This window comes from Mesorhizobium sp. STM 4661, assembly GCF_000359125.1.
Taxonomy (GTDB): domain Bacteria; phylum Pseudomonadota; class Alphaproteobacteria; order Rhizobiales; family Rhizobiaceae; genus Mesorhizobium.
Genome location: NZ_CAAF010000019.1, coordinates 1 through 19,301 on the forward strand (window position 1 = coordinate 1; position 19,301 = coordinate 19,301).

A 19,301-nucleotide genomic window follows, 5' to 3' on the forward strand; every position below is an offset into this window, starting at 1 on the left:
TGTTGGCGCCGGCATTGCCCTGGATGGTTTGGGCCAACTCGTTGCCGGTCAGGTTGATTGCCGTGGTGCCGGCGTCCTTGGTGGTGCCAAGGACTTCAATCGACGAGCCGGCTGAGAGCGCATAGCTCACGGAGGTCCACACTCGGTCTTGACCTTGGCCAGAGGACTCGACCACCCTGTCACCGGCATTGTCGACATAGTACTCGTCATTGCCGCCATGGCCGGTCATCGTGTGGGCACCGGTTGCTCCAAGTATATCGGCTCCGCTGGTGCCGTTGAGTTTATCGGCCGTAGCAGGTGGGTTGTCGGTAGGTGGCGGGTTGTTGGTCGGAGGTGGATTGTTGGTAGGTGGCGGGTTGTTGGTAGGTGGCGGGGTGGTCGTTCCGGTCTGAGTGTTGTGGTCCCGGAAAAAGGATTGCATCGACGACGTGTTGCCGAGCGAGGTTTCGCCGTTCTGCGAGGCCCATTTATAAGCCATGTCAAAGGCCGGATCGGGAATCAGCTTTTCCCAGCGGTCCATCATGGTCTGCATCTGGGACGTCGTCGGCATGACATACGACCCGCCCGTATTGGTCGTCCAGCCGCCGCCGCCAAACGTCTGATAGACCGGAATGATCGCGCTCTTCGGGATGCCTGCCTCCAAAGCCGCGGCCACGGCTCTGTCGATGTAGTTGAAGTCCACCGCGGTCGTGCGCACCGGATAGGGGTTTATCCCGTAATAATCGATCCCGGTGTTGGCGGGATTGTAGGTATTGGCATAATTCGAATCTGTGTACGGCCCCATGTCCATCAGGGTGATGAAAGTCTTGGCGCCCGGGAAATTGGCATGGATCCAGTCGGATTCCGCCTTCAGATTGGCGGCGCTCACCTTGGTGTGGTATTTGCCGGTGGGATCAGGCTCGTCGGTCAGAAAAAACCCTAAAACCTTCGAATTGCCGATGAGAGGCGTTACCTTGTCGATAAACGACTGGGTTACGCCATTGCTCTCGCCGAGCCAGATCAGGGCCTTCGAGCCATCCGGCAAGGCGTTGACCGATGAGGCGTATTGAAGATCGACCAGGTTGAAGCCGTTGGCCTTGGCCTGGGCAGCTGAGGCGCCCCAGGTGTAGTGCATCGTAGCCATGCGAACATCCTTCGTATGATTCGGTAGCGCCCCGACCCCTGCCTACGCGAGGCTCTATATTAGCGCCAAATCAATTAGCGACATGCGTTGATAGAATCATTGATCTTCGATGGATACTGATCGCCATGTGATTTGATTGTACGCCGTTACCAGAATCTTAACGGCGGCAATGCGTTGGATAATCAGCAGCCAGCCGGGTTCGGATCGCTTGGCTTTCCTGACGCTTCTAGAGCTGTTCTCTTGTTGCGATTGGCGTCGGCGCCGCGAAGTTCAGGGATTTCGGCGAGATCATCCTCAGCGCAATCGCCGCGCACCGAGCTGGCGCCGCGAGCTGACGATTCAATCAACCCAAACCGCTGCGTCTTCAAGTCATTGAGATCGATCGACCGCTATCAACTGGTCCGGCTTGAAAGCGGCGTGTTGAGGGGTCCAGATGTCGCCCTCGCGATTGAACCAATTGCACAGATACATGCCGGAGGCAGCATGATCGTTGATCGTCATGTTCGGGCCACCGGACTTCAGTTTGACGACATCTCCGGTCTTGAAACTGTCCGCCATGATGTTCCTCCCTGGAGTTCAAAACAAAACGTGGAGAGGTAACCACCAACGGCGCCTATCGACAAGCGCACCAGAGATCTTGCCGAAGCCTGTCGTGACAGCTGGCCATTACGGTGAAAGTTGACCTTTCGGTGCCCCAGCCCAATATGCAAAAGGCTTGCACTAAGAGTTTGAGAGAGGTGGGCTTTTCGAAAGCCAGGGTGGCGGAGAGGGAGGGATTCGAACCCCCGATGGGCTTGCACCCATGCCGCATTTCGAGTGCGGTGCATTCGACCACTCTGCCACCTCTCCGCGGTCATGGTCCGCCGTTGCCGGCGCGGCGCACTAGATAACGGCTGGACAGGCAGGTTACAAGGCCCAATCTGCCTGATATCGGGCTTCTCTCGGGGCCGTACGGTCCGTCCTTCGATACCTGCCGCCGCCTATGCCAATGCCGCCGGCTTGCTTTCGGGTGTTTGCCTTGACTTCGACGCAACCTTCGGTTAGGGACAGCGCGCAATCGGCGTGGGGGGTTCTTCCGCGCCGCTTGTTTTTTGAACCCGCAGACTGACAAAAAGACGGCCGAACCGCGTGATGCGGTTCATCAAGGCCGACCGAACAGCGAAAGGCAAAAAATGTTCGCAGTCATCAAAACGGGCGGCAAGCAGTATCGCGTCGCCGCCAACGATCTCCTGAAGATCGAAAAAGTCGAAGGCCAGGTCGGCGACATCGTCGAGATCGGCCATGTGCTCGCGCATGGCGAGGGCGAGAATGTGACGTTCGGCGCGCCGTTCGTCGACGGCGCATTGGTTACTGCGGAAGTCGTCGAACAGGGCAAGAACCGCACCGTCATCGCTTTCAAGAAGCGCCGCCGGCAGAATTCGCGCCGCAAGATCGGCCATCGTCAGCTTTTGACCACCGTGCGGATCGCCGAGATCCTGCTGGATGGAGCCAAGCCGTCGAAGAAGGCCGCCGCCAAGACGGAAGCGCCGAAGACCGAGGCGAAGGCCGAGGTAGCGCCTGAGGCGAAAGCCGAGGCCGCGCCGAAGGAGGCCAAGGCCAAGAAGGAAGCCAAGGCAGAGACTGCCCCGAAGGAAGAAGCCAAGGCCGAGACAGCCGCGACGCTGTTCAAGGCGCCGAAGGGCGAGCCGGACGACCTGACCGTAATCAAGGGCATCGGCCCGGTCGCGGCCGGCCAGCTGAACGAACAGGGCATCACCACCTTCGCGCAGATCGCCAAGCTCACCGACAAGGATGTCGCCAAGATCGACGAGCACATGCCGTTCAGCGCCGACCAGATCAAGGACTGGCGCGAGCAGGCCAAGGAATTGGCGAAGAAGTAAAACCAGCCGGCGCGATCGTCGCCGGATCGGACTTGAAACGGAACGCGAACGCGTTCATAAGACCCTTTAGGCGCCTTACGGCGCATCGGAGTTAGTTAGATGGCACACAAGAAAGCTGGCGGTTCGTCGCGCAATGGTCGCGACTCCCATTCCAAGCGGCTCGGCGTGAAGAAGTTCGGCGGCGAAGCCGTGATTCCGGGCAACATCATCATTCGTCAGCGCGGTACCTCGTGGCATCCGGGCGTCAATGTCGGCATGGGCACGGATCATACGCTGTTTGCGCTCGAAGCCGGCGCAGTCACCTTCAACAAAAAAGCCAACGGCCGAACCTACGTATCGGTGAACCCGATTACCAAAGCAGCGGAGTAGCCGGTTCCGCACCACAACACCGGCACCCATCTCGGGACCGGTGTCTGGCCAAGCCAGGAAAAGGATCAGGGGAGATGGGTTTCCATCTCCCCTTTTTCTTGTGCCTGGAGGACTGACATGGTTGCCGAAGCGGAAGACACGGAAGACGAAAGTTACGCGATAGATTGCCCGGTGCTCGCGACCGAGCGGCTGGTCATGCGGCCGCCGCGTGAAAGCGATATCGGGCAATTGGTGACGCTTGCCGACAATCGCCATGTCGCCGAAATGCTGGCCCGCATGCCGCACCCCTATGGCGAGGCCGAAGCCCGCGCCTTCCTCGCCATGGCGGCATCGCGCCGGGCAGGCATCGCCTATGCATTGATGCTGGCCGGCACCGAAACCTTCGTCGGTTGCGCCGGCCTCAACACCACCGACCGCGGGCTGGAACTCGGCTACTGGATCGGCGAGCCCTACTGGAAGCACGGCTATGCGACCGAGGCCGCGCACGCGCTGGTCGACCTCGCCTTCCAGAAGACGTCGATCCAGGTGCTGCATGCGTCGACCCGGGTCATCAATCCGGCCTCGCGCCGGGTCATCCACAAATGCGGCTTCCAGTATGCCGGCCAGGGCATGCTGAACTCGATCGTCGCCGGCCAGGTGCCGGTCGAGCGCTACCGTCTCGACCGCAAGACCTGGACCAGCCTCAGGAACTGGGTGCATTTTTAATGAGCTGCCCTGCAGGGCAATCGCATATGGGAGTCCCCCCTCATCCGGCCGCTTCGCGGCCACCTTCTCCCCGTGGGGGAGAAGAGGCTGGCGCGCCGCGACTTCCTCTCCCCTCGGGGAGAGGTCGGATTGCCCCGAATTGCCCTTCGCGATTCGGTTGGCAATCCGGGTGAGGGGGGCTCTTGCCCATATGCGATTGCCTAAGCGGCTCCGGTCAGGCCATTTCGACCCAGACCGGCAAGTGATCCGAACCGACCGTTTGCCGGTCGACCCAAAGCCGCTTCAGCGCTCTGGCGAGCGAGGCGCTGGAAAAGACATAGTCGATGCGCTTGTGGCGGCTGGTGTCGTCGGACCGCTTGGGGTCGACCCAGGTAACGAGATCGGCGCCGGCCACGTTGAGGCGCATGGCGGCATCGACGGCAAAGTCGGCGGTCAGCGGCATGCCGAATTCATGGTCCGGTCGGCCGGCGAGTTCGACATATTCGGGCGATCCGGCCAGCATGTTGAAATCGCCCATGGCGACAAAGGCTTCGGGATGCGGCAATTCCGGCAGGCCGATCTCGGCGACGCCGGACAGTGCGCCGCCCTCAAGCGCGTAATTCAACAGGCGCTGGCGCAGGAACTGTATCTGGCTCACGCGTTCGACGGGGCTGCGGTGATCGAGATGGATGGAATAGAAGCGGGTGAAGCCAAGCGGCGTCTCGATCAGCGCTTCCAGCGCGCCACGCTGGAAGTTCATCGCCTCGAAGCTGCGGCTGCGCGGCAAAAGCAGATTGCGCGACAGATGGATGGGCGTTTTCGACAGCACCATGTTGCCGAGCTGGAAGGTTCTCGTGATGGCGCGGCCGTTCTCGATGCCGGAGCCGATGTTGGCCTCGAAATTGCTGCCATAGACGGCAAAGTAGTCGGGCAAGGCGTCGCCGAGTTCGGCGACCATGTCGCGGCCACCATTCTTGGGGTTGTTGCGGGTAACCTCCTGCAGCGCGATCACGTCGGCGCCGCGCACGGCGTCGGCAATGCGCCCGACATCGTAGCGGCCATCGAGACCAATGCCATACTGGATGTTGTAGGTTACAAGCCTCATTGCGATATCTCCCCGGCCAAGGTCACAAAACGGCCTCGCCCTTCGCCCCGCCTTGGTTTAGAGCAATCCCGCAAAGCCAATAGCAGAAACCACAATCCGATGAAATTTCTCGATCAGGCCAAGGTCTACATCCGCTCCGGCGACGGCGGCGCCGGTTCGGTTTCGTTCCGGCGCGAGAAATTCATCGAGTTCGGCGGTCCCGACGGCGGCGATGGCGGCCGTGGCGGCGATGTCTGGCTGGAGGCCGTCAATGGGCTGAACACGCTGATCGACTACCGCTACCAGCAGCATTTCAAGGCCAAGACCGGCACGCATGGCATGGGCCGCAACATGACCGGCGCCAAGGGCGCCGACGTGACGCTGAAAGTGCCGGCGGGCACCCAGGTCTTCGCCGAGGACAATGAGACGCTGATCTGCGACCTGACCGTGGTCGGCCAGCGCTTTCTTTTGGCCAAGGGCGGCAATGGCGGCTTCGGCAACCAGCATTTCAAGACCTCGACCAACCAGGCGCCGCGCCGCGCCAATCCGGGATTGCCGGGCGAAGAGATGAACATCTGGCTGAGGCTCAAGCTGATCGCCGACGCCGGCCTGGTCGGCCTGCCCAATGCCGGCAAGTCGACTTTTCTCGCCGCCGTCACCGCGGCCAAGCCGAAGATCGCCGACTATCCCTTCACCACGCTGCATCCCGGCCTCGGCGTCGCCCGCATCGACGGGCGCGAATTCGTCATCGCCGACATTCCCGGCCTGATCGAAGGCGCGCATGAGGGCGTCGGCATCGGCGACCGTTTCCTCGGTCATGTCGAGCGCACGCGCGTGCTGCTGCACCTCGTTTCGGCGCAAGAAGAAAATCCCGGCAAGGCCTACAAGACCGTGCGCGCCGAACTCGACGCCTATGGCAACGGGCTGACCGAGAAGGTCGAGATCGTCGCGCTTTCCCAGGTCGACATTCTCGATGCCGAGCAGCGCAAGAAGAAGGTCGCCTCGCTGAAGCGCGCCGCCGGCCGCGCGCCGATGCTGTTGTCCGCCGTCACCGGCGAAGGCGTCGAGGCGGTGCTGCGCGCACTGATGGCGGTGGTGGCGGAAGCACGCGCCGCTGTCGCCGCCCCGGTCGAGACGCGCTGGGAAAAATAGCAATGGCCGCGCAGTCGCTGAAAAAATACCGGCGCATCACCGTCAAGATTGGCTCGGCGCTGCTTGTCGACCGCACGAGCGGCCTGAAGCGGGACTGGCTGGCCTCGCTCGCCGACGACATCGCCGTGCTGGCCGAAGGCGGTGCCGAAATCCTCGTCGTGTCGTCCGGCGCCATTGCGCTTGGCCGCACCATTCTCGGCCTTGGCAAGCGGGCGCTGAAGCTCGAGGAGAGCCAGGCGGCGGCCGCCGTCGGGCAGATCGCGCTGGCCGGCGCCTGGTCGGATGCGCTCGGCAAGGGCGGCCTGAAATCGGGACAGATCCTGCTGACGCTCGGCGACACCGAAGAGCGCCGCCGCTATCTCAACGCGCGCGCGACGATCTCGACGCTGCTCAAGATGAAGGCGGTGCCGGTCATCAACGAGAACGACACGGTGGCGACCTCCGAAATCCGTTATGGCGATAACGACCGGCTGGCGGCGCGCGTCGCCACCATGATGGGCGCCGACCTGCTGGTGCTGCTCTCCGACATTGACGGGCTTTATACGGCACCGCCGGCGCGCGATCCGCAAGCCAAGTTCATTCCGGTTGTCGACCGCATCACGCCCGACATCGAAGCGATGGCGGGCGCCGCGGCTTCGGAGCTGTCGCGCGGCGGCATGCGCACCAAGCTCGACGCCGGCAAGATCGCCACCGCCGCCGGCACCGCGATGATCATCACCGCCGGTACGCGGCTGTCGCCGCTGATGGCGATCGAGCGCGGCGAGCGGGCGACCTTCTTCCGGCCGAGCGCCAATCCAGTCAAGGGCTATAAGACATGGATCGCCGGGCAACTCGAACCGGCGGGGCGGCTGACCGTCGATGCCGGCGCCATTGGCGCGCTCAAGTCGGGCAAGTCGCTGCTGCCGGCCGGGGTCAAGCTGGTCAGCGGTAATTTCTCGCGCGGCGACACGGTGGCGATCCTGTCGGCAGAGGGCCGCGAGATCGCGCGCGGACTGGTTGCCTATGATGCCGCCGATGCCGTAAGGATCGCTGGCCTGAAGACCGCCGAGATCGAAACCGTGCTCGGCTACGAGGCGCGCTCGGCGATGGTCCACCGCGACGACCTTGTGGTGAGCCATGCGGGTGACCAAGTAGGGGCTGGTGACCAAGTACGGGTGAGCGACCAAGTAACGAGCGGAGGATGAGCCATGCTGAAGCTGCATGAAAAATCCCGGGACGACACGGTGGCGATGATGGCCGATATCGGCCGCCGCGCCCGTGCCGCCGCCCGACCGCTGGCCATTGCTGCGACCGCCGCCAAGAACGCGGCGCTTGTCGCCATGGCGGAGGCGATTGTCGCCCGGGAACAGGATATTCTCGACGCCAATGCCATCGACATCTCGAATGGCGAGGAATCAGGGCTCTCCGCCTCCTTCATGGATCGGCTGAAGCTCGATCCCGCTCGCATCCGGGCCATGGCCGAAGGCATCCGCGAGATCGCCGACCTGCGCGATCCGGTCGGCGACGTTATCGCTGCGTGGGACCGGCCGAACGGCTTGCATATCGAGCGCGTGCGCACGCCGCTTGGCGTCGTCGGCGTCATCTATGAGAGCCGGCCGAACGTGACGGCGGATGCCGGCGCGCTCTGCCTCAAGGCCGGCAATCCGGTGATCCTGCGCGGCGGTTCGGATTCGCTCAATTCCTCCGCCGCGATCCATGCCTGCCTGGTCGAGGGGCTGAAGGCGGCCGGTCTGCCGCAGGACGCCATCCAATTGGTGCCGACCACCGACCGCGCCGCCGTCGGCGAAATGCTGAAAGGCCTCGGCGGCAATCTCGATGTGATCATTCCGCGTGGGGGCAAGAGCCTGGTTGGGCGGGTACAAAGCGAGGCGCGAGTGCCGGTCTTTGCCCATCTCGAAGGCATCTGCCATCTCTATATCGACCGTTCAGCCGATCTCGACATGGCAGTCAGGATCGCGGTCAACGCCAAGATGCGGCGCACCGGTGTCTGCGGCGCCGCCGAAACGCTGCTCGTCGACCGTGCCGTTGCCGCCACCACCCATCTCGTGCCGATTCTCGACGCGCTGCGCGCGGCTGGGTGCGAAATCCATGCTGATGCCGAGGTGCTGAAGCTGTTTTTCGATGCCCGGCCCGCCACCGACGCTGATTGGGTGACCGAATATCTCGACGCCATTATCGCGGTGAAGCTGGTCGACGGCGTTGCCGGCGCGATCGAACATATCGAGACGTTCTCCTCGCACCACACCGAGGCGATCGTCGCCGAGGATGCTAGTGCCGTCGAAAAATTCTTCAACGAGATCGATTCGGCGATCCTTTTGCACAATGCCTCGACGCAATTCGCCGATGGCGGCGAGTTCGGCATGGGCGCCGAGATCGGCATCGCCACCGGCAAGATGCATGCTCGCGGGCCGGTCGGCGTCGAGCAGCTGACGTCGTTCAAATACCGCGTGCGCGGATCGGGACAGGTGCGGCCTTGAAGCTTTTTGCTCAAAGAACCTGAAGTTTTGCGCCCAGCCACCCCCCTCTGTCCTGCCGGACATCTCCCCCGCAAGGGGGGAGATTGGCTGTCATTTCTGTTTTCGCCAATTGCCAATCTTGCAGAATTTGCGCCGCCAATGAAACTGCCAATCTCCCCCCTTGCGGGGGAGATGTCCGGCAGGACAGAGGGGGGTGCGTAGCGCGATGCTATCCTCCCTATCTGCCTCCTCGCCCTACCTGCACATGCCGCATGCCGAAAAAGGCCTGGCCGTCGGCTTGTTCGGCGGTTCGTTCAATCCGCCGCATGCCGGCCATGCGTTGGTCGCCGAGATTGCGCTGAGACGCCTGGCGCTCGACCAGCTGTGGTGGATAGTGACCCCCGGCAATCCGCTCAAGAACACGCGGGAACTGGCGCCGCTGACTGAGCGGCTCAGCCTGTCTGAGCAGACTGCCAGGAACCCGAAGATCAAGGTCACCGCCTTCGAGGCCGCGCATCATGTCCGCTTCACCGCCGACACGCTGGCGCTGGTCAAGGCGCGCAATCCCGGCGTCGACTTCGTCTGGATCATGGGCGCCGATTCGCTTCGCGACTTCCACCGCTGGCAGCGCTGGCGCCAGATCGTCATGACCTTCCCGATCGCGGTGATCGACCGCCCGGGTGCGACGCTGTCCTTCCTGTCGTCGGTTGTCGCCAAAACCTTCGACTACGCCCGCGTCGACGAGGGAGATACGCCGCGTCTCGCCCGAATGAAGGCGCCGGCCTGGACCTTCATCCACGGCCCGCGTTCATCGCTGTCGTCGAGCGCCATCCGCAAGATGGCGAAAGGATAGGAGTTTCCTTCTCCCACAAGGGTGAGAAGGGAAGACCGCTGATGTCGCTTTTGCGGCGGCATTTCCCTGATCCATGGGCGATCCTGCGCGGGCATGACGACACTCGAGCGAAACCAGACCCGACCAGACCCGCGTCAGGGCAGCCCGTCGGCGCCGGCGATCGCCATTGCCAGCGTCATCCTGTCGATGGCGCTGGTCGCCATCGGCAATGGGCTGATGTTCGCCTACATACCGGTCCGGCTCGGCGCCGAGGGCTTCGATCCGACCTGGGCCGGGCTGATCATCACCGGCCTTTCGGCCGGCGGCCTCGCTGGCTGCATCCTGACTGGACCGCTGGTGCGGCGCGTTGGCCATGCCCGCGCGTTCATGGTGCTGTCGGCGTTGATCGTGTTGTCCAATGCCGCCGTCGGGGCCGGGACGATCCCGCTGCTGTGGATCGCGGCGCGCGCACTCTACGGTTTTGCCATATGTGGCCTGTTCATCGTCGCGCAAAGCTGGCTGAACGATGCCGTCGCCAACGCCATACGCGGCCGAGTGATGGCGGTATTTTACGTCGCCTATGTCGCGGGGCTCGGAGTCGGTTACGCCACGCTGGCGGCGGTCGATATCGGGACTGCGCAGGCCCCGTTGATCGGCATCGCCTTCACCGCTCTGTCGATCTTGCCCGTGGGGCTGACGCGGCTTGCCCAGCCGCCGCCGCCGCAGGCTGCATCGGTCGCGCTTGGCCTAGCCTGGCGGATTTCGCCGGTGGGCGTTGCCGGCATGCTCGCCGTCGGCGGCCTGTCGATGGCGATTTCGGGCTTCGCGCCGATCCATGCCACGGCCAAGGGTTACAGCCAGGCGGATGTGGCGCTGCTTTTGTCGGCAATGCCGGTCGGCACACTGATCCTGCAGATTCCGCTCGGCTGGATTTCCGATCGCACCGACCGGCGCTATGTGCTGATCGCAGCCTCCGCGCTGGCCCTGGCGGCGGGCCTGTTTGCGCTCGGCTTTGACGGCGGCGCGCTGGCTGTGCTCGTTGTCATCTACATAGTCTGGGACGGCGCATCGGAATCGATCTATTCGCTGGCCAGCGCGCATGCCGCCGACCGCGCCGGCAAGGACGACATGGTGGCGCTGTCCAGTTCGCTTCTGTTTGCGTGGTCGCTGGCGGGCTTCATCGTGCCCGGCATCGTGACCGGGCTTTCCGTCATCTATGGGACGCAGACCTTCATCTATGTGGCCATCGCGATCGCCGCTGCCTTTTGCCTGTTCGTGCTGTGGCGGGTGATGACGACGCTGGCCGTTCCAGCCGCCGAGACCGGCAATTTCGCGCCGATGAGCGCACAGGCGCCGTTGCCGGTGGAGCTGGCCTTCGCGCCGGAGGAGCAGCGCCGTCGCTCCGAAGGCTGAGGTCGGTTTCTGAGGATCTAGTGCAGATGCCTGAGCTTGTCAGGGTTACGCACGACATAGATCGCCGCGATCTTGCCGTCCTCGATTTCGAGCGCCGTCGTCTGGAGTTCGCCATCGGCTTCCAGCGTGACGAAGCCTGGCAATCCATTGACGAAACCGACACGGACAAGTGTCGAGCCATTCTCGCGCAACCAGGCCGCCACCTGCTCGTATTGCTTCATAACGGCGTCGAATCCCAGGGCCGGCTCCGTGGCTGCCGGACGTTTGCCGCCGCCATCGGCATGGGCGCTGACGTCGGCCTTCAGCATCGCGCCAAGCGCCTTCATGTCGCCGCTGCGCGAGGCGGCGTAAAAGGCCTCGGCAAGTTCAAGGCCACGTTGTTTTTCCACCTGAAAGCGAGGTCGCGCCTCACGCATATGGGCGCGCGCACGGGCAGCGAGCTGGCGGCAGGCCGCCGCGTCGCGCTGGATAGCGGCCGCGACCTCCCCAAACTCCAGCCCGAACACATCGTGCAGCAGAAAGGCCGCGCGCTCGAGCGGAGAAAGGCGTTCCAGCGCGAGCATCAGTGGCAAGGTGACGTCTTCTGCTTCGTTGTCCTCCACGACTGGATCGGGAAGCCAGGGTCCAATATAGGTCTCGCGCTGGCGTCGTGCCGATTTGAGCTGGTCCAGACAGAGGCGCATGACCGTGCGGCGCAGGAACGCTTCGGGCTCGCGCACCTCTGTGCGGTCGGCCCTCATCCAGCGGATGAAGGCCTCCTGCACCATGTCTTCGGCGTCGGCCACGGAGCCAAGCATGCGGTAGGCGACGCGCATAAGCTTTGGACGCAGCAGCTCGAAATTCGCCGCCGCATGCTCGGACTCCGCGTTCATCATCAGGCGGCCGCCGCCTTGGCGGCGGACCTTACAACCGCCGGATCGGCCCAGGCACTGAAGCCAACCGCAAGGCGATTGTAGCCGTTGATGACATTGATCATCAATGTGAGTTTCACCTGCTCCTCCTCCGTAAACTCGGCCTTCAGGGCGTCATAGGCACTTTCGTGCGTATGTCCTTCGGACATTCGCGTCAGCGCGTCGGTCCAGCCGAGCGCGGCGCGCTCGCGGCCGGTATAGCAAGGCGCCTCGCGCCATGCCGGCAGCAGGTTGATGCGCTGCTCGGTCTCGCCGTTTTCGCGGGCAAACACAGTGTGCATATTGAGGCAGTTGGCGCAGCCGTTGATCTGGGAGGCGCGAATCTTCACAAGCTCGCTCAGGCTGGGCTCGAGGCTGGAGGAAATGGCGAGGGCCGCGCGCTGCCATTCCTTCATCAGGGAAGGGGCAGCGGCGAAGAGATCAAGTTTTGCGGTCATGATAGGCTTCCTTCTGTTGGTTGCGACATCATGACGAGACAGGATCCACCGGTGTGACATGCACGCCAAATTTTTTGTGCCTGTCGCCAGGCGAAGCGTGGGGTGTGCCCGTCCTTGGAGCCGAGTCTAACCGTCCCGGCTATTGCCGTGTGGCGGAGGGTTCCGGCCGAGGCGCTTCCGGCGGCGGCGCGGGAACCGAAATGCCTTCGGCGTCGAAGGCCTGCTTGGCGCGTTTGGTGAGGTCGATCTGGGTGGCGAAGAAATCCGCGGCCGAGGTCCAGTAGCGCAAGGTGATGGCGACGGTGCTGTCGCCGACGGTGGCGACGAAGGCGATCGGGGCCGGTTCCCGCCTGACGTGTCGCTCGGCGGCGACGACGCCGAGCATTGTCTTTTGCGCGAAATCGATGTCGTTCCACGAGCCGATGGTCAGCGTGATGTCGCCGCGACGGACGCCGTTGCGCGAATAGTTGCGGACAGGCTGGTTCCACAGCGTCGAATTGGGGGCGAGGATGTAGACGCCGTCGACCGTCCTCAACCTGGTGGCGAACAGACCGATTTCCTCGATGGTCCCGGAAATGGCGCCGACTTCGGCATATTCGCCGATGCGGAATGGCCGCAGCGCCAGCAGCATGATGCCGGCGGCGATGTTTTGCAGCGTCCCTTGCAGCGCCAGGCCGATGGCCAGGCCGATGGCGCCGATGGCGGCAATGATCGAAGCCGTCTGCACGCCGAACTGGCCGAGCACCATGATGACCACGAGGACCAGGATGGCGTAGCGGACGATCTTCGAGAAGAAGTGACGCAGCGTCGCATCGAAGCCGTTGATGTGGCCGAGGCCGGCATAGAGCGAGCGCTCGGCGAGACCGGCGACGGTATAGCCGACGACCAGCAGGATGACGGCACCGATGGCCGAGAAGGAATAGGAGACGATCAGCGTGCTGAGTTGCGCAAGCCCGGCCTGCACGCTGAGGAGCGCGTTCTGGGGATCGATCGGCATGATGGAAATCCGGTTGGTCGATGCGCCGATAACCCCGGCAGGGCGGCAAGAGTTCCGATTTTTCTTGCGTTGTGGAACCGGAAGAACGGCACTGCGTTGGCGCTGGCAGGACCTGCCGTCTTGAAACTGCAACGCAACTCTGCCTATCTAAGCGATGTCACCTGATTTGAAGGGGTGATTTGGTTGTTCTTGCTGCGAAAGGAACTACACTGAGAACAGCACTGCGGAAGAGGGCCGACATCGTGCCTTCGCCGGCCGGGATCAGCGTAAACGACGCCGTGTCCCGCGCCATCACGACAGTCCTTGCCAGTCTGGAAGACTCCAAGGCCGAAAATATCGTCTCAATCGACATTCAGCGGAAATCGAGCCTCGGCGACTACATGGTCATCGCATCGGGCCGATCGCACCGTCATGTCTCGGCAGTCGCCGATCATCTCCTCAAGGCGCTCAAGGATGCCGGGCTCGGCACGGCGCGCGTCGAGGGACTGGCCGGCGCCGACTGGGTCCTGATCGATTCGGGCGACATCATCGTCCATGTCTTCCGTCCCGAAGTCCGTGACTTCTACAATCTCGAAAAGATGTGGCAGGCGCCGGATCTCGAGGAAGAGACCCTGCACTGAGCCGTATTTGTCTTGATGCATGTCGTTGTGCCAAACCGGCGCGCACCTTCGGTTCAAGCCCGAGGGCACGTTTTTGGGCGACATGCATTGGCGGCTCTTTGAGGTAGGATGAAGATATCAGTTCATGCCGTGGGCCGAATGAAAGCCGGCCCCGAGAAGCAGCTCGCCGACCGTTATTTCGAGCGCTTCGCCAAAAGCGGTCCCGCTGTGGGGCTCGAATTTGCCGGCATTGCCGAGATCGCGGAAGGCCGCGCCCAGACCGCTAACGAGCGGCGGCGCGAGGAAGGCCAGAGGTTGCAGACATATTTGCAGCCGGGCACCGCGCTGCTGCTGCTCGACGAGCGCGGCAGGAACCTTTCCTCCGACGATTTCGCCGGTCGCATCGGCCTGCTGCGCGATGGTGGGCGCAAGGCACTGGTCATCGCCATCGGCGGCGCCGACGGCCACGATCAATCGCTGCGCGATCAAGCCGATCTGTTGGTGTCGTTCGGCGCGCTGACCTGGCCGCACCAATTGGTCCGCGTGATGCTGGGCGAGCAGCTTTACCGGGCCGCCACCATCCTTTCGGGGCATCCCTATCATCGGTCGTGAGCCTGGCCGTGTATCGTTGCGAATCACACGGATTTCCGCCCCAATGCACCGTGAGATTGTGCTACGTTGGCAAGCTATCGAACATGGTTGATTGTTCGTTAACGAAGCCACGCATAGAGTCGGGGCTCAATGTCTGAAATTGGACGATCGAGATTGAGCATTCTGCGCGGCTGCGGCATTGCGGCGGTGGCGTTCGTGCTGTCGCTCAGTGCCGTCAGGGCCGAGAACACGCTCGACCTGGCACCCGATCCGGATCAGAGCCGGGCCGAATACGAACAGGTGTCGAAGGATATCACGCTGTCGTCCGAGCGGCTGGCCAAGCTCGCCGCCGACATAGCGACGATCAAGAAAGATCATGCCTCGATCACCGCGGCGCTGATCCAGTCGGCGATGACCGAGCAAAAGCTTGGCCAGGATATCGAGGACATCGGCGCCAAGCTGGAAGGGTTGAAAGGCGAGGAGCAGAAGATCCGCGCCTCTCTGGCGGTGCGGCGCGACGTCCTGGCCGAGGTGCTGGGCGCGCTGCAGCGCATGGGGCTCAATCCGCCGCCGGCGATCCTGGTCAAGCCGGAGGACGCGCTGTCGTCGGTGCGCAGCGCCATCCTGCTCGGCGCCGTGGTGCCGGAATTGCGCCAGCAGACCGAGATCCTGCTGGCCGACCTCAAGGAGCAGTCGCGGGTGACGGCCTCGATCGAGGCGGAGCGGGCACGGCTGACGGCGGCGGTCGGCGAGCAGACGGCGGAGAAGAAGCGGCTAAGCATGCTGCTCGAAGCCAAGCAGAAGCTCGAAGCCGACACGCAAACGGCGCTGGTCGCCGAAAAGCAGCGATCCCAAGCACTTGCGGCCAAGGCCGGCAGTCTAAAGGAACTGATCGCGTCGCTCGAGGCCGACAAGGAGCGCAAGGCGGCGGACGCGGCGAAGGCCGCCGAGCAGAAGTCCGCGGATGCCGACAAGGTCCCGGCGCAGCCGGAACTGGCGTCCCTGCCGGTGCCGGAAGCCAACCGGCTCACCGCCGCGGCGCCGTTTTCGGCGCTCCAGGGGCAGATCGCGCTGCCGGTCATCGGCAAGATCAAGCGGCGTTACGGGGCCGATGACGGTAACGGCGCGGTGATGCTCGGCGACATGGTTGCGACACAATCGGGAGCCATCGTCACCGCGCCGGCGGACGGAAATGTGCTTTATGCGGGACCTTTTCGCTCCTATGGTCAACTCTTGATCCTGAACGCGGGTGACGGCTATCATGTCGTTCTGGCGGGGATGAGCAGAATCAGCGTCGCGTCTGGCCAGTCGGTGCTCGCAGGAGAGCCGGTCGGCGCGATGGGAGAGGCCCGGGTGGCGAGCACCTCGGCATCGAAGAATGGAAATGCCACGCCGGAGCTCTACGTCGAGTTCCGCAAGGATGGAAAACCCGTCGATCCGACCCCATGGTGGGCGGACCGTTTCTCTGGAAGGACGTGAGATGATGCGGAAACTGTCGCTTTTGTTTGCCGGTGCGCTGATGGGCGCATCCGCGATGAGCCTGGTCCATGGCGCGCCAAGCTCGACGGCGAACGCTGCGGGCTCCGAAACCTACAAGCAACTGGCGATCTTCGGCGACATCTTCGAACGGGTGCGGGCGCAATATGTGACGCCGCCGGACGACAAGTCGCTGGTCGAAAACGCCATCAACGGCATGCTTACCTCGCTCGACCCGCACTCCTCCTACATGAATGCCGAAGAGGCGCAGGACATGCGCGTGCAGACCAAGGGCGAGTTCGGCGGCCTCGGCATCGAGGTCACCATGGAGAACGACCTGGTCAAGGTGATCACGCCGATCGACGACACGCCGGCCGCCAAGGCGGGCGTGCTTGCCGGCGACTATATTGCCAAGATCGACGGCGAGGAGGTTCGCGGTCTGAGCCTCAACGACGCGGTCGAGAAGATGCGCGGGCTGGTCAACACGCCGATCAAGCTCACCATCCTGCGCCAGGGCGCCGACAAGCCGATCGAGCTGACGGTGGTGCGCGACATCATCAAGGTCAAGGCGGTCAAGTTCCGGGTCGAGAACGACATCGGCTATATGAAGATCACATCCTTCACCGAAAAGACCTATGACGACCTTGAGAACGCCATCGACACCATCAAGAAGCAGGTGCCGAACGACAAGCTCAAGGGCTATGTGCTCGATCTCAGGCTCAATCCGGGCGGCCTGCTCGACCAGGCGGTGAGCGTGTCCGACGCCTTCCTCGACCGCGGCGAAATCGTCTCGACCCGTGGCCGCGATCCCAAGGACGTCACCCGCTTCGACGCCCGGCCCGGCGACGACATCGGCGCCAAGCCGCTGATCGTGCTCGTCAATGGCGGCTCGGCCAGCGCCTCTGAAATCGTCGCCGGCGCGTTGCAGGATCTGCGCCGTGCCACGGTGGTCGGCACGCAGTCCTTCGGCAAGGGTTCGGTGCAGACGATCATCCCGCTCGGCGAGAACGGTGCGCTGCGCCTGACGACGGCTCTCTATTACACACCGTCCGGCAAGTCGATCCAGGGCAAGGGCATCACGCCCGACATCAAGGTCGACCAGCCGCTGCCGCCCGAACTGCAGGGCAGGGACCTGACGCGCGGCGAATCGGACCTCAAGGGCCATATCAAGGGCGCCGACGAGGGCACCACCGGTTCGGGCTCGGCGGCCTATGTGCCGCCGGATCCGAAGGACGACCTGCAGCTCATCTATGCCGAGCAGCTGCTGCGCGGCCAGAAGACCGATCCGGCGTTCCCGCCGAATCCGGACAAGGCTGTCTTGAACCAGTAAGGGTCGATCGGCCGGGCAAACAGGTCTGGCCGCCTGATCGAAGCGATGCGATGCTGCCGGGGCCGCGAGGTTCCGGCAGTTTGATTCGGGGGACCGTGGCTGGAGCGCCACGCGTCTGAGTAACGCGCCAGCGATTATGGACTTCGCGCAGGATTTCGCGGGAAAAGTGATTTTCACTTTTCGGATCATGCGCCCGGGGATGCGGCTTGGCTGACATCGGCAAGGATATCGAACGCCCGCTCGGACAGGCTGTCCGGCCGCCGCGCGCGGCCAACAGGATCAGCACCGGCGCGGTCGTGGCCGCGCTTGTCGTGCTGGCCGTGATTAGCGTCTCCGGCGCGATCGCGTTGCGCGAAAAGCCGTTTCGAAAGCCGGAGGTAACAGCCGTTTCAACGCCGAAGGTGACGGCCGCCGCGCCGGTCACTGAGCCGGCGCCGGCGCCGAAAGCGGAAGCAGCGCCCAAGACCGGCGGCCCGCGGATCATCCTTGTCGAGACCGAAGAGGGCGACGGCCCGCCCAAGGCAGCCATTGTCATTCGCGACCCCTCGGCCATCGGCCAGAACCTGAAAATCGCGCATCTACCCGACAGAGCGCTGATCGAAGCCAGCGACACCGGCCCGTTGCCGGTCCGCGCCGTCGATGGCAGGCGGCCGTTCGACGTCTATGCGCGGCCGTGGTCCGGGGCGCGCGGCGCGCGCGTTGCGATCGTCATCGGTGGGCTCGCCGTGTCGCAGACCGGTACGCAGGCGGCCATCGCCAAGCTGCCGGCGGAGGTGACGCTGGCGTTCGCGCCGCAAGGCAACAGCATTGGCCGCTGGATGCAGGCGGCGCGGCAGAGCGGCCATGAGATCGTCATGCAGGTGCCGCTCGAACCGTTCGACTATCCGAATGTCAATCCAGGCCGCAACACGCTGACGATCGCCGCGAGCCCGGACGAGAATTTGAAGAGCCTGCGCTGGGCGCTGTCGCGGACGACCAACTATACCGGCGTCATGAACTATATGGGGGCGCGCTTTTCGGCCGATGCGACGGCGATGGGTCCGTTCATGGCCGAGCTCGGCAAGCGCGGCCTGGCCTATGTCGACGACGGCTCGTCGGCACGCAGCCTCGCCTCCGAACTGGCGCTGAAGGACGGCGTGCCGTTCGTGGCCGGCGATACGGCGATCGATGCCGTGCAGGACCGTGGCGCCATCCTCAAGAAGCTGGACCAGCTCGAAGCGACCGCCCGCGCGAAGGGCTCCGCCGTCGGCATCGGCTCGGCCTTCGACCTGACCGTCGACACGGTGGCGTCCTGGGTGATCGAGGCCAAGAAGCGCGGCATCGAGATCGTACCGATTTCGGCAGTGGCGATAGATCCGCAAAAAGGTTGAGCATGGCGAAGGCAAAAGAAAAGATCGATCCCGAGACGCTGCCTTATCGCCCCTGCGTCGGGCTGATGATCCTAAATTCCGAGGGTCTGGTCTGGGTTGGCCATCGCATTGCCGAACCGGACAGCGAATTCGCCGGTACAAAGCTGCTCTGGCAGATGCCGCAGGGCGGCATCGACAAGGGTGAGGAGCCGCTGCAGGCGGCGGAGCGGGAACTGTATGAAGAAACCGGCATGCGCTCGGTCTCGCTGCTGGCAGAGGCGCCGCACTGGATCAATTACGACCTGCCGGCGCATCTGGTCGGCGTTGCCTTCAAGGGCCGATATCGCGGCCAGACGCAAAAATGGTTTGCCTTCCGGTTTCACGGCGACGCAAACGAAATCCAGATCAATCCGCCGCCGGGTGGCCACACCGCCGAGTTCGACAAATGGGCGTGGCGGCCGATGCAGGAGTTGCCCGACCTGATCGTACCGTTCAAGCGCAAGGTCTACGAGGACGTGGTGGCGGCGTTCCGGCATTTGGTAGCCTAGCTGCCTGCTATCTGCCGTGCCGGCCATGGTTGCTGCATCGCTATCATGGCCTTATTGATGGCCAATCCGC

Annotated in this window: 19 protein-coding genes, 1 tRNA gene and 1 pseudogene; 14 read left to right on the forward strand and 7 right to left on the reverse strand. The window is 63.6% G+C overall.

Annotated features, from left to right (window positions below; translation table 11 throughout):
- From MESS4_RS05540 to MESS4_RS05550, 3 genes and pseudogenes are all read right to left on the reverse strand, one after another.
- Positions 1–1,123: pseudogene (locus MESS4_RS05540) on the reverse strand (calcium-binding protein); the annotation flags it as partial.
- 369 nt (positions 1,124–1,492) lie between these two features.
- Complete coding sequence (locus MESS4_RS05545; RefSeq protein WP_006327533.1) at positions 1,493–1,681, reverse strand: DUF2158 domain-containing protein; 189 nt, start codon at positions 1,679–1,681, stop codon at positions 1,493–1,495.
- A gap of 201 nt (positions 1,682–1,882) precedes the next feature.
- Positions 1,883–1,972 (reverse strand) — tRNA-Ser (locus MESS4_RS05550).
- Positions 1,973–2,295: 323 nt separating this feature from the next.
- On the opposite strand from MESS4_RS05550, the gene MESS4_RS05555 reads away from it, so the two are divergent.
- The 3 genes from MESS4_RS05555 (at position 2,296) to MESS4_RS05565 (ending at position 4,077) form a co-directional block, all read left to right on the forward strand.
- Complete coding sequence (locus MESS4_RS05555; protein ID WP_006327535.1) at positions 2,296–3,003, forward strand: 50S ribosomal protein L21; 708 nt, start codon at positions 2,296–2,298, stop codon at positions 3,001–3,003.
- A 99-nt stretch (positions 3,004–3,102) separates the two neighbouring features.
- Complete coding sequence (gene rpmA, locus MESS4_RS05560; RefSeq protein ID WP_006327539.1) at positions 3,103–3,372, forward strand: 50S ribosomal protein L27; 270 nt, start codon at positions 3,103–3,105, stop codon at positions 3,370–3,372.
- 117 nt (positions 3,373–3,489) lie between these two features.
- The gene (locus tag MESS4_RS05565) at positions 3,490–4,077 is read left to right on the forward strand and encodes a GNAT family protein (protein ID WP_006327540.1); all 588 of its coding nucleotides are present in this window, start codon (positions 3,490–3,492) and stop codon (positions 4,075–4,077) included.
- A 214-nt stretch (positions 4,078–4,291) separates the two neighbouring features.
- Here the strand turns inward: MESS4_RS05565 and MESS4_RS05570 are convergent, their stop codons facing one another.
- Positions 4,292–5,161 carry an endonuclease/exonuclease/phosphatase family protein gene (locus tag MESS4_RS05570; protein ID WP_006327542.1) on the reverse strand — a complete coding sequence of 290 codons (870 nt, stop codon included), beginning with the start codon at positions 5,159–5,161 and terminating at the stop codon, positions 4,292–4,294.
- Between the two features lie 99 nt (positions 5,162–5,260).
- On the opposite strand from MESS4_RS05570, the gene obgE reads away from it, so the two are divergent.
- The 5 genes from obgE (at position 5,261) to MESS4_RS05595 (ending at position 10,993) form a co-directional block, all read left to right on the forward strand.
- Positions 5,261–6,292 carry a GTPase ObgE gene (gene obgE / locus MESS4_RS05575; RefSeq protein ID WP_006327544.1) on the forward strand — a complete coding sequence of 344 codons (1,032 nt, stop codon included), beginning with the start codon at positions 5,261–5,263 and terminating at the stop codon, positions 6,290–6,292.
- Between the two features lie 2 nt (positions 6,293–6,294).
- Positions 6,295–7,476, forward strand: a complete 1,182-nt coding sequence (gene proB, locus MESS4_RS05580) for a glutamate 5-kinase (protein WP_006327545.1) — start codon at positions 6,295–6,297, stop codon at positions 7,474–7,476.
- A gap of 3 nt (positions 7,477–7,479) precedes the next feature.
- Positions 7,480–8,769 carry a glutamate-5-semialdehyde dehydrogenase gene (locus tag MESS4_RS05585; RefSeq protein ID WP_006327546.1) on the forward strand — a complete coding sequence of 430 codons (1,290 nt, stop codon included), beginning with the start codon at positions 7,480–7,482 and terminating at the stop codon, positions 8,767–8,769.
- 244 nt (positions 8,770–9,013) lie between these two features.
- Positions 9,014–9,601, forward strand: coding sequence for a nicotinate-nucleotide adenylyltransferase (locus tag MESS4_RS05590; RefSeq protein ID WP_036240768.1), 588 nt, complete (start codon positions 9,014–9,016; stop codon positions 9,599–9,601).
- Positions 9,602–9,694: 93 nt separating this feature from the next.
- Complete coding sequence (locus MESS4_RS05595) at positions 9,695–10,993, forward strand: MFS transporter (RefSeq protein WP_006327551.1); 1,299 nt, start codon at positions 9,695–9,697, stop codon at positions 10,991–10,993.
- A 17-nt stretch (positions 10,994–11,010) separates the two neighbouring features.
- On the opposite strand, the gene MESS4_RS05600 is transcribed toward MESS4_RS05595, so the two are convergent.
- The 3 genes from MESS4_RS05600 to MESS4_RS05610 form a co-directional block, all read right to left on the reverse strand.
- Positions 11,011–11,868, reverse strand: a complete 858-nt coding sequence (locus tag MESS4_RS05600) for a sigma-70 family RNA polymerase sigma factor (RefSeq protein WP_006327553.1) — start codon at positions 11,866–11,868, stop codon at positions 11,011–11,013.
- Entirely contained in the window at positions 11,868–12,341 is a 474-nt protein-coding gene (locus tag MESS4_RS05605; protein WP_006327554.1) for a carboxymuconolactone decarboxylase family protein, read from the reverse strand. Before MESS4_RS05605 ends, MESS4_RS05600 begins: the two co-directional genes overlap by 1 nt.
- A gap of 139 nt (positions 12,342–12,480) precedes the next feature.
- Entirely contained in the window at positions 12,481–13,338 is an 858-nt protein-coding gene (locus MESS4_RS05610) for a mechanosensitive ion channel family protein (protein WP_006327556.1), read from the reverse strand.
- Positions 13,339–13,580: 242 nt separating this feature from the next.
- Between MESS4_RS05610 and rsfS the strand changes: the two genes are divergently transcribed.
- The 6 genes from rsfS (at position 13,581) to MESS4_RS05640 (ending at position 19,231) form a co-directional block, all read left to right on the forward strand.
- Positions 13,581–13,958 (forward strand): ribosome silencing factor, encoded by a 378-nt coding sequence (rsfS, locus tag MESS4_RS05615; protein ID WP_006327558.1) that lies wholly within the window; start codon positions 13,581–13,583, stop codon positions 13,956–13,958.
- A 108-nt stretch (positions 13,959–14,066) separates the two neighbouring features.
- The gene (gene rlmH / locus MESS4_RS05620; protein WP_036240769.1) at positions 14,067–14,549 is read left to right on the forward strand and encodes a 23S rRNA (pseudouridine(1915)-N(3))-methyltransferase RlmH; all 483 of its coding nucleotides are present in this window, start codon (positions 14,067–14,069) and stop codon (positions 14,547–14,549) included.
- A 129-nt stretch (positions 14,550–14,678) separates the two neighbouring features.
- Positions 14,679–16,007 (forward strand): murein hydrolase activator EnvC, encoded by a 1,329-nt coding sequence (locus MESS4_RS05625; protein ID WP_051070849.1) that lies wholly within the window; start codon positions 14,679–14,681, stop codon positions 16,005–16,007.
- Between the two features lies 1 nt (position 16,008).
- The gene (locus MESS4_RS05630; RefSeq protein ID WP_006327568.1) at positions 16,009–17,334 is read left to right on the forward strand and encodes a S41 family peptidase; all 1,326 of its coding nucleotides are present in this window, start codon (positions 16,009–16,011) and stop codon (positions 17,332–17,334) included.
- Between the two features lie 206 nt (positions 17,335–17,540).
- Complete coding sequence (locus MESS4_RS05635; RefSeq protein ID WP_006327569.1) at positions 17,541–18,704, forward strand: divergent polysaccharide deacetylase family protein; 1,164 nt, start codon at positions 17,541–17,543, stop codon at positions 18,702–18,704.
- A 2-nt stretch (positions 18,705–18,706) separates the two neighbouring features.
- Positions 18,707–19,231: an RNA pyrophosphohydrolase gene (locus MESS4_RS05640; RefSeq protein ID WP_036240771.1), complete on the forward strand. Its 525-nt coding sequence runs from the start codon at positions 18,707–18,709 to the stop codon at positions 19,229–19,231.
- Positions 19,232–19,301: the final 70 nt, after the last annotated feature.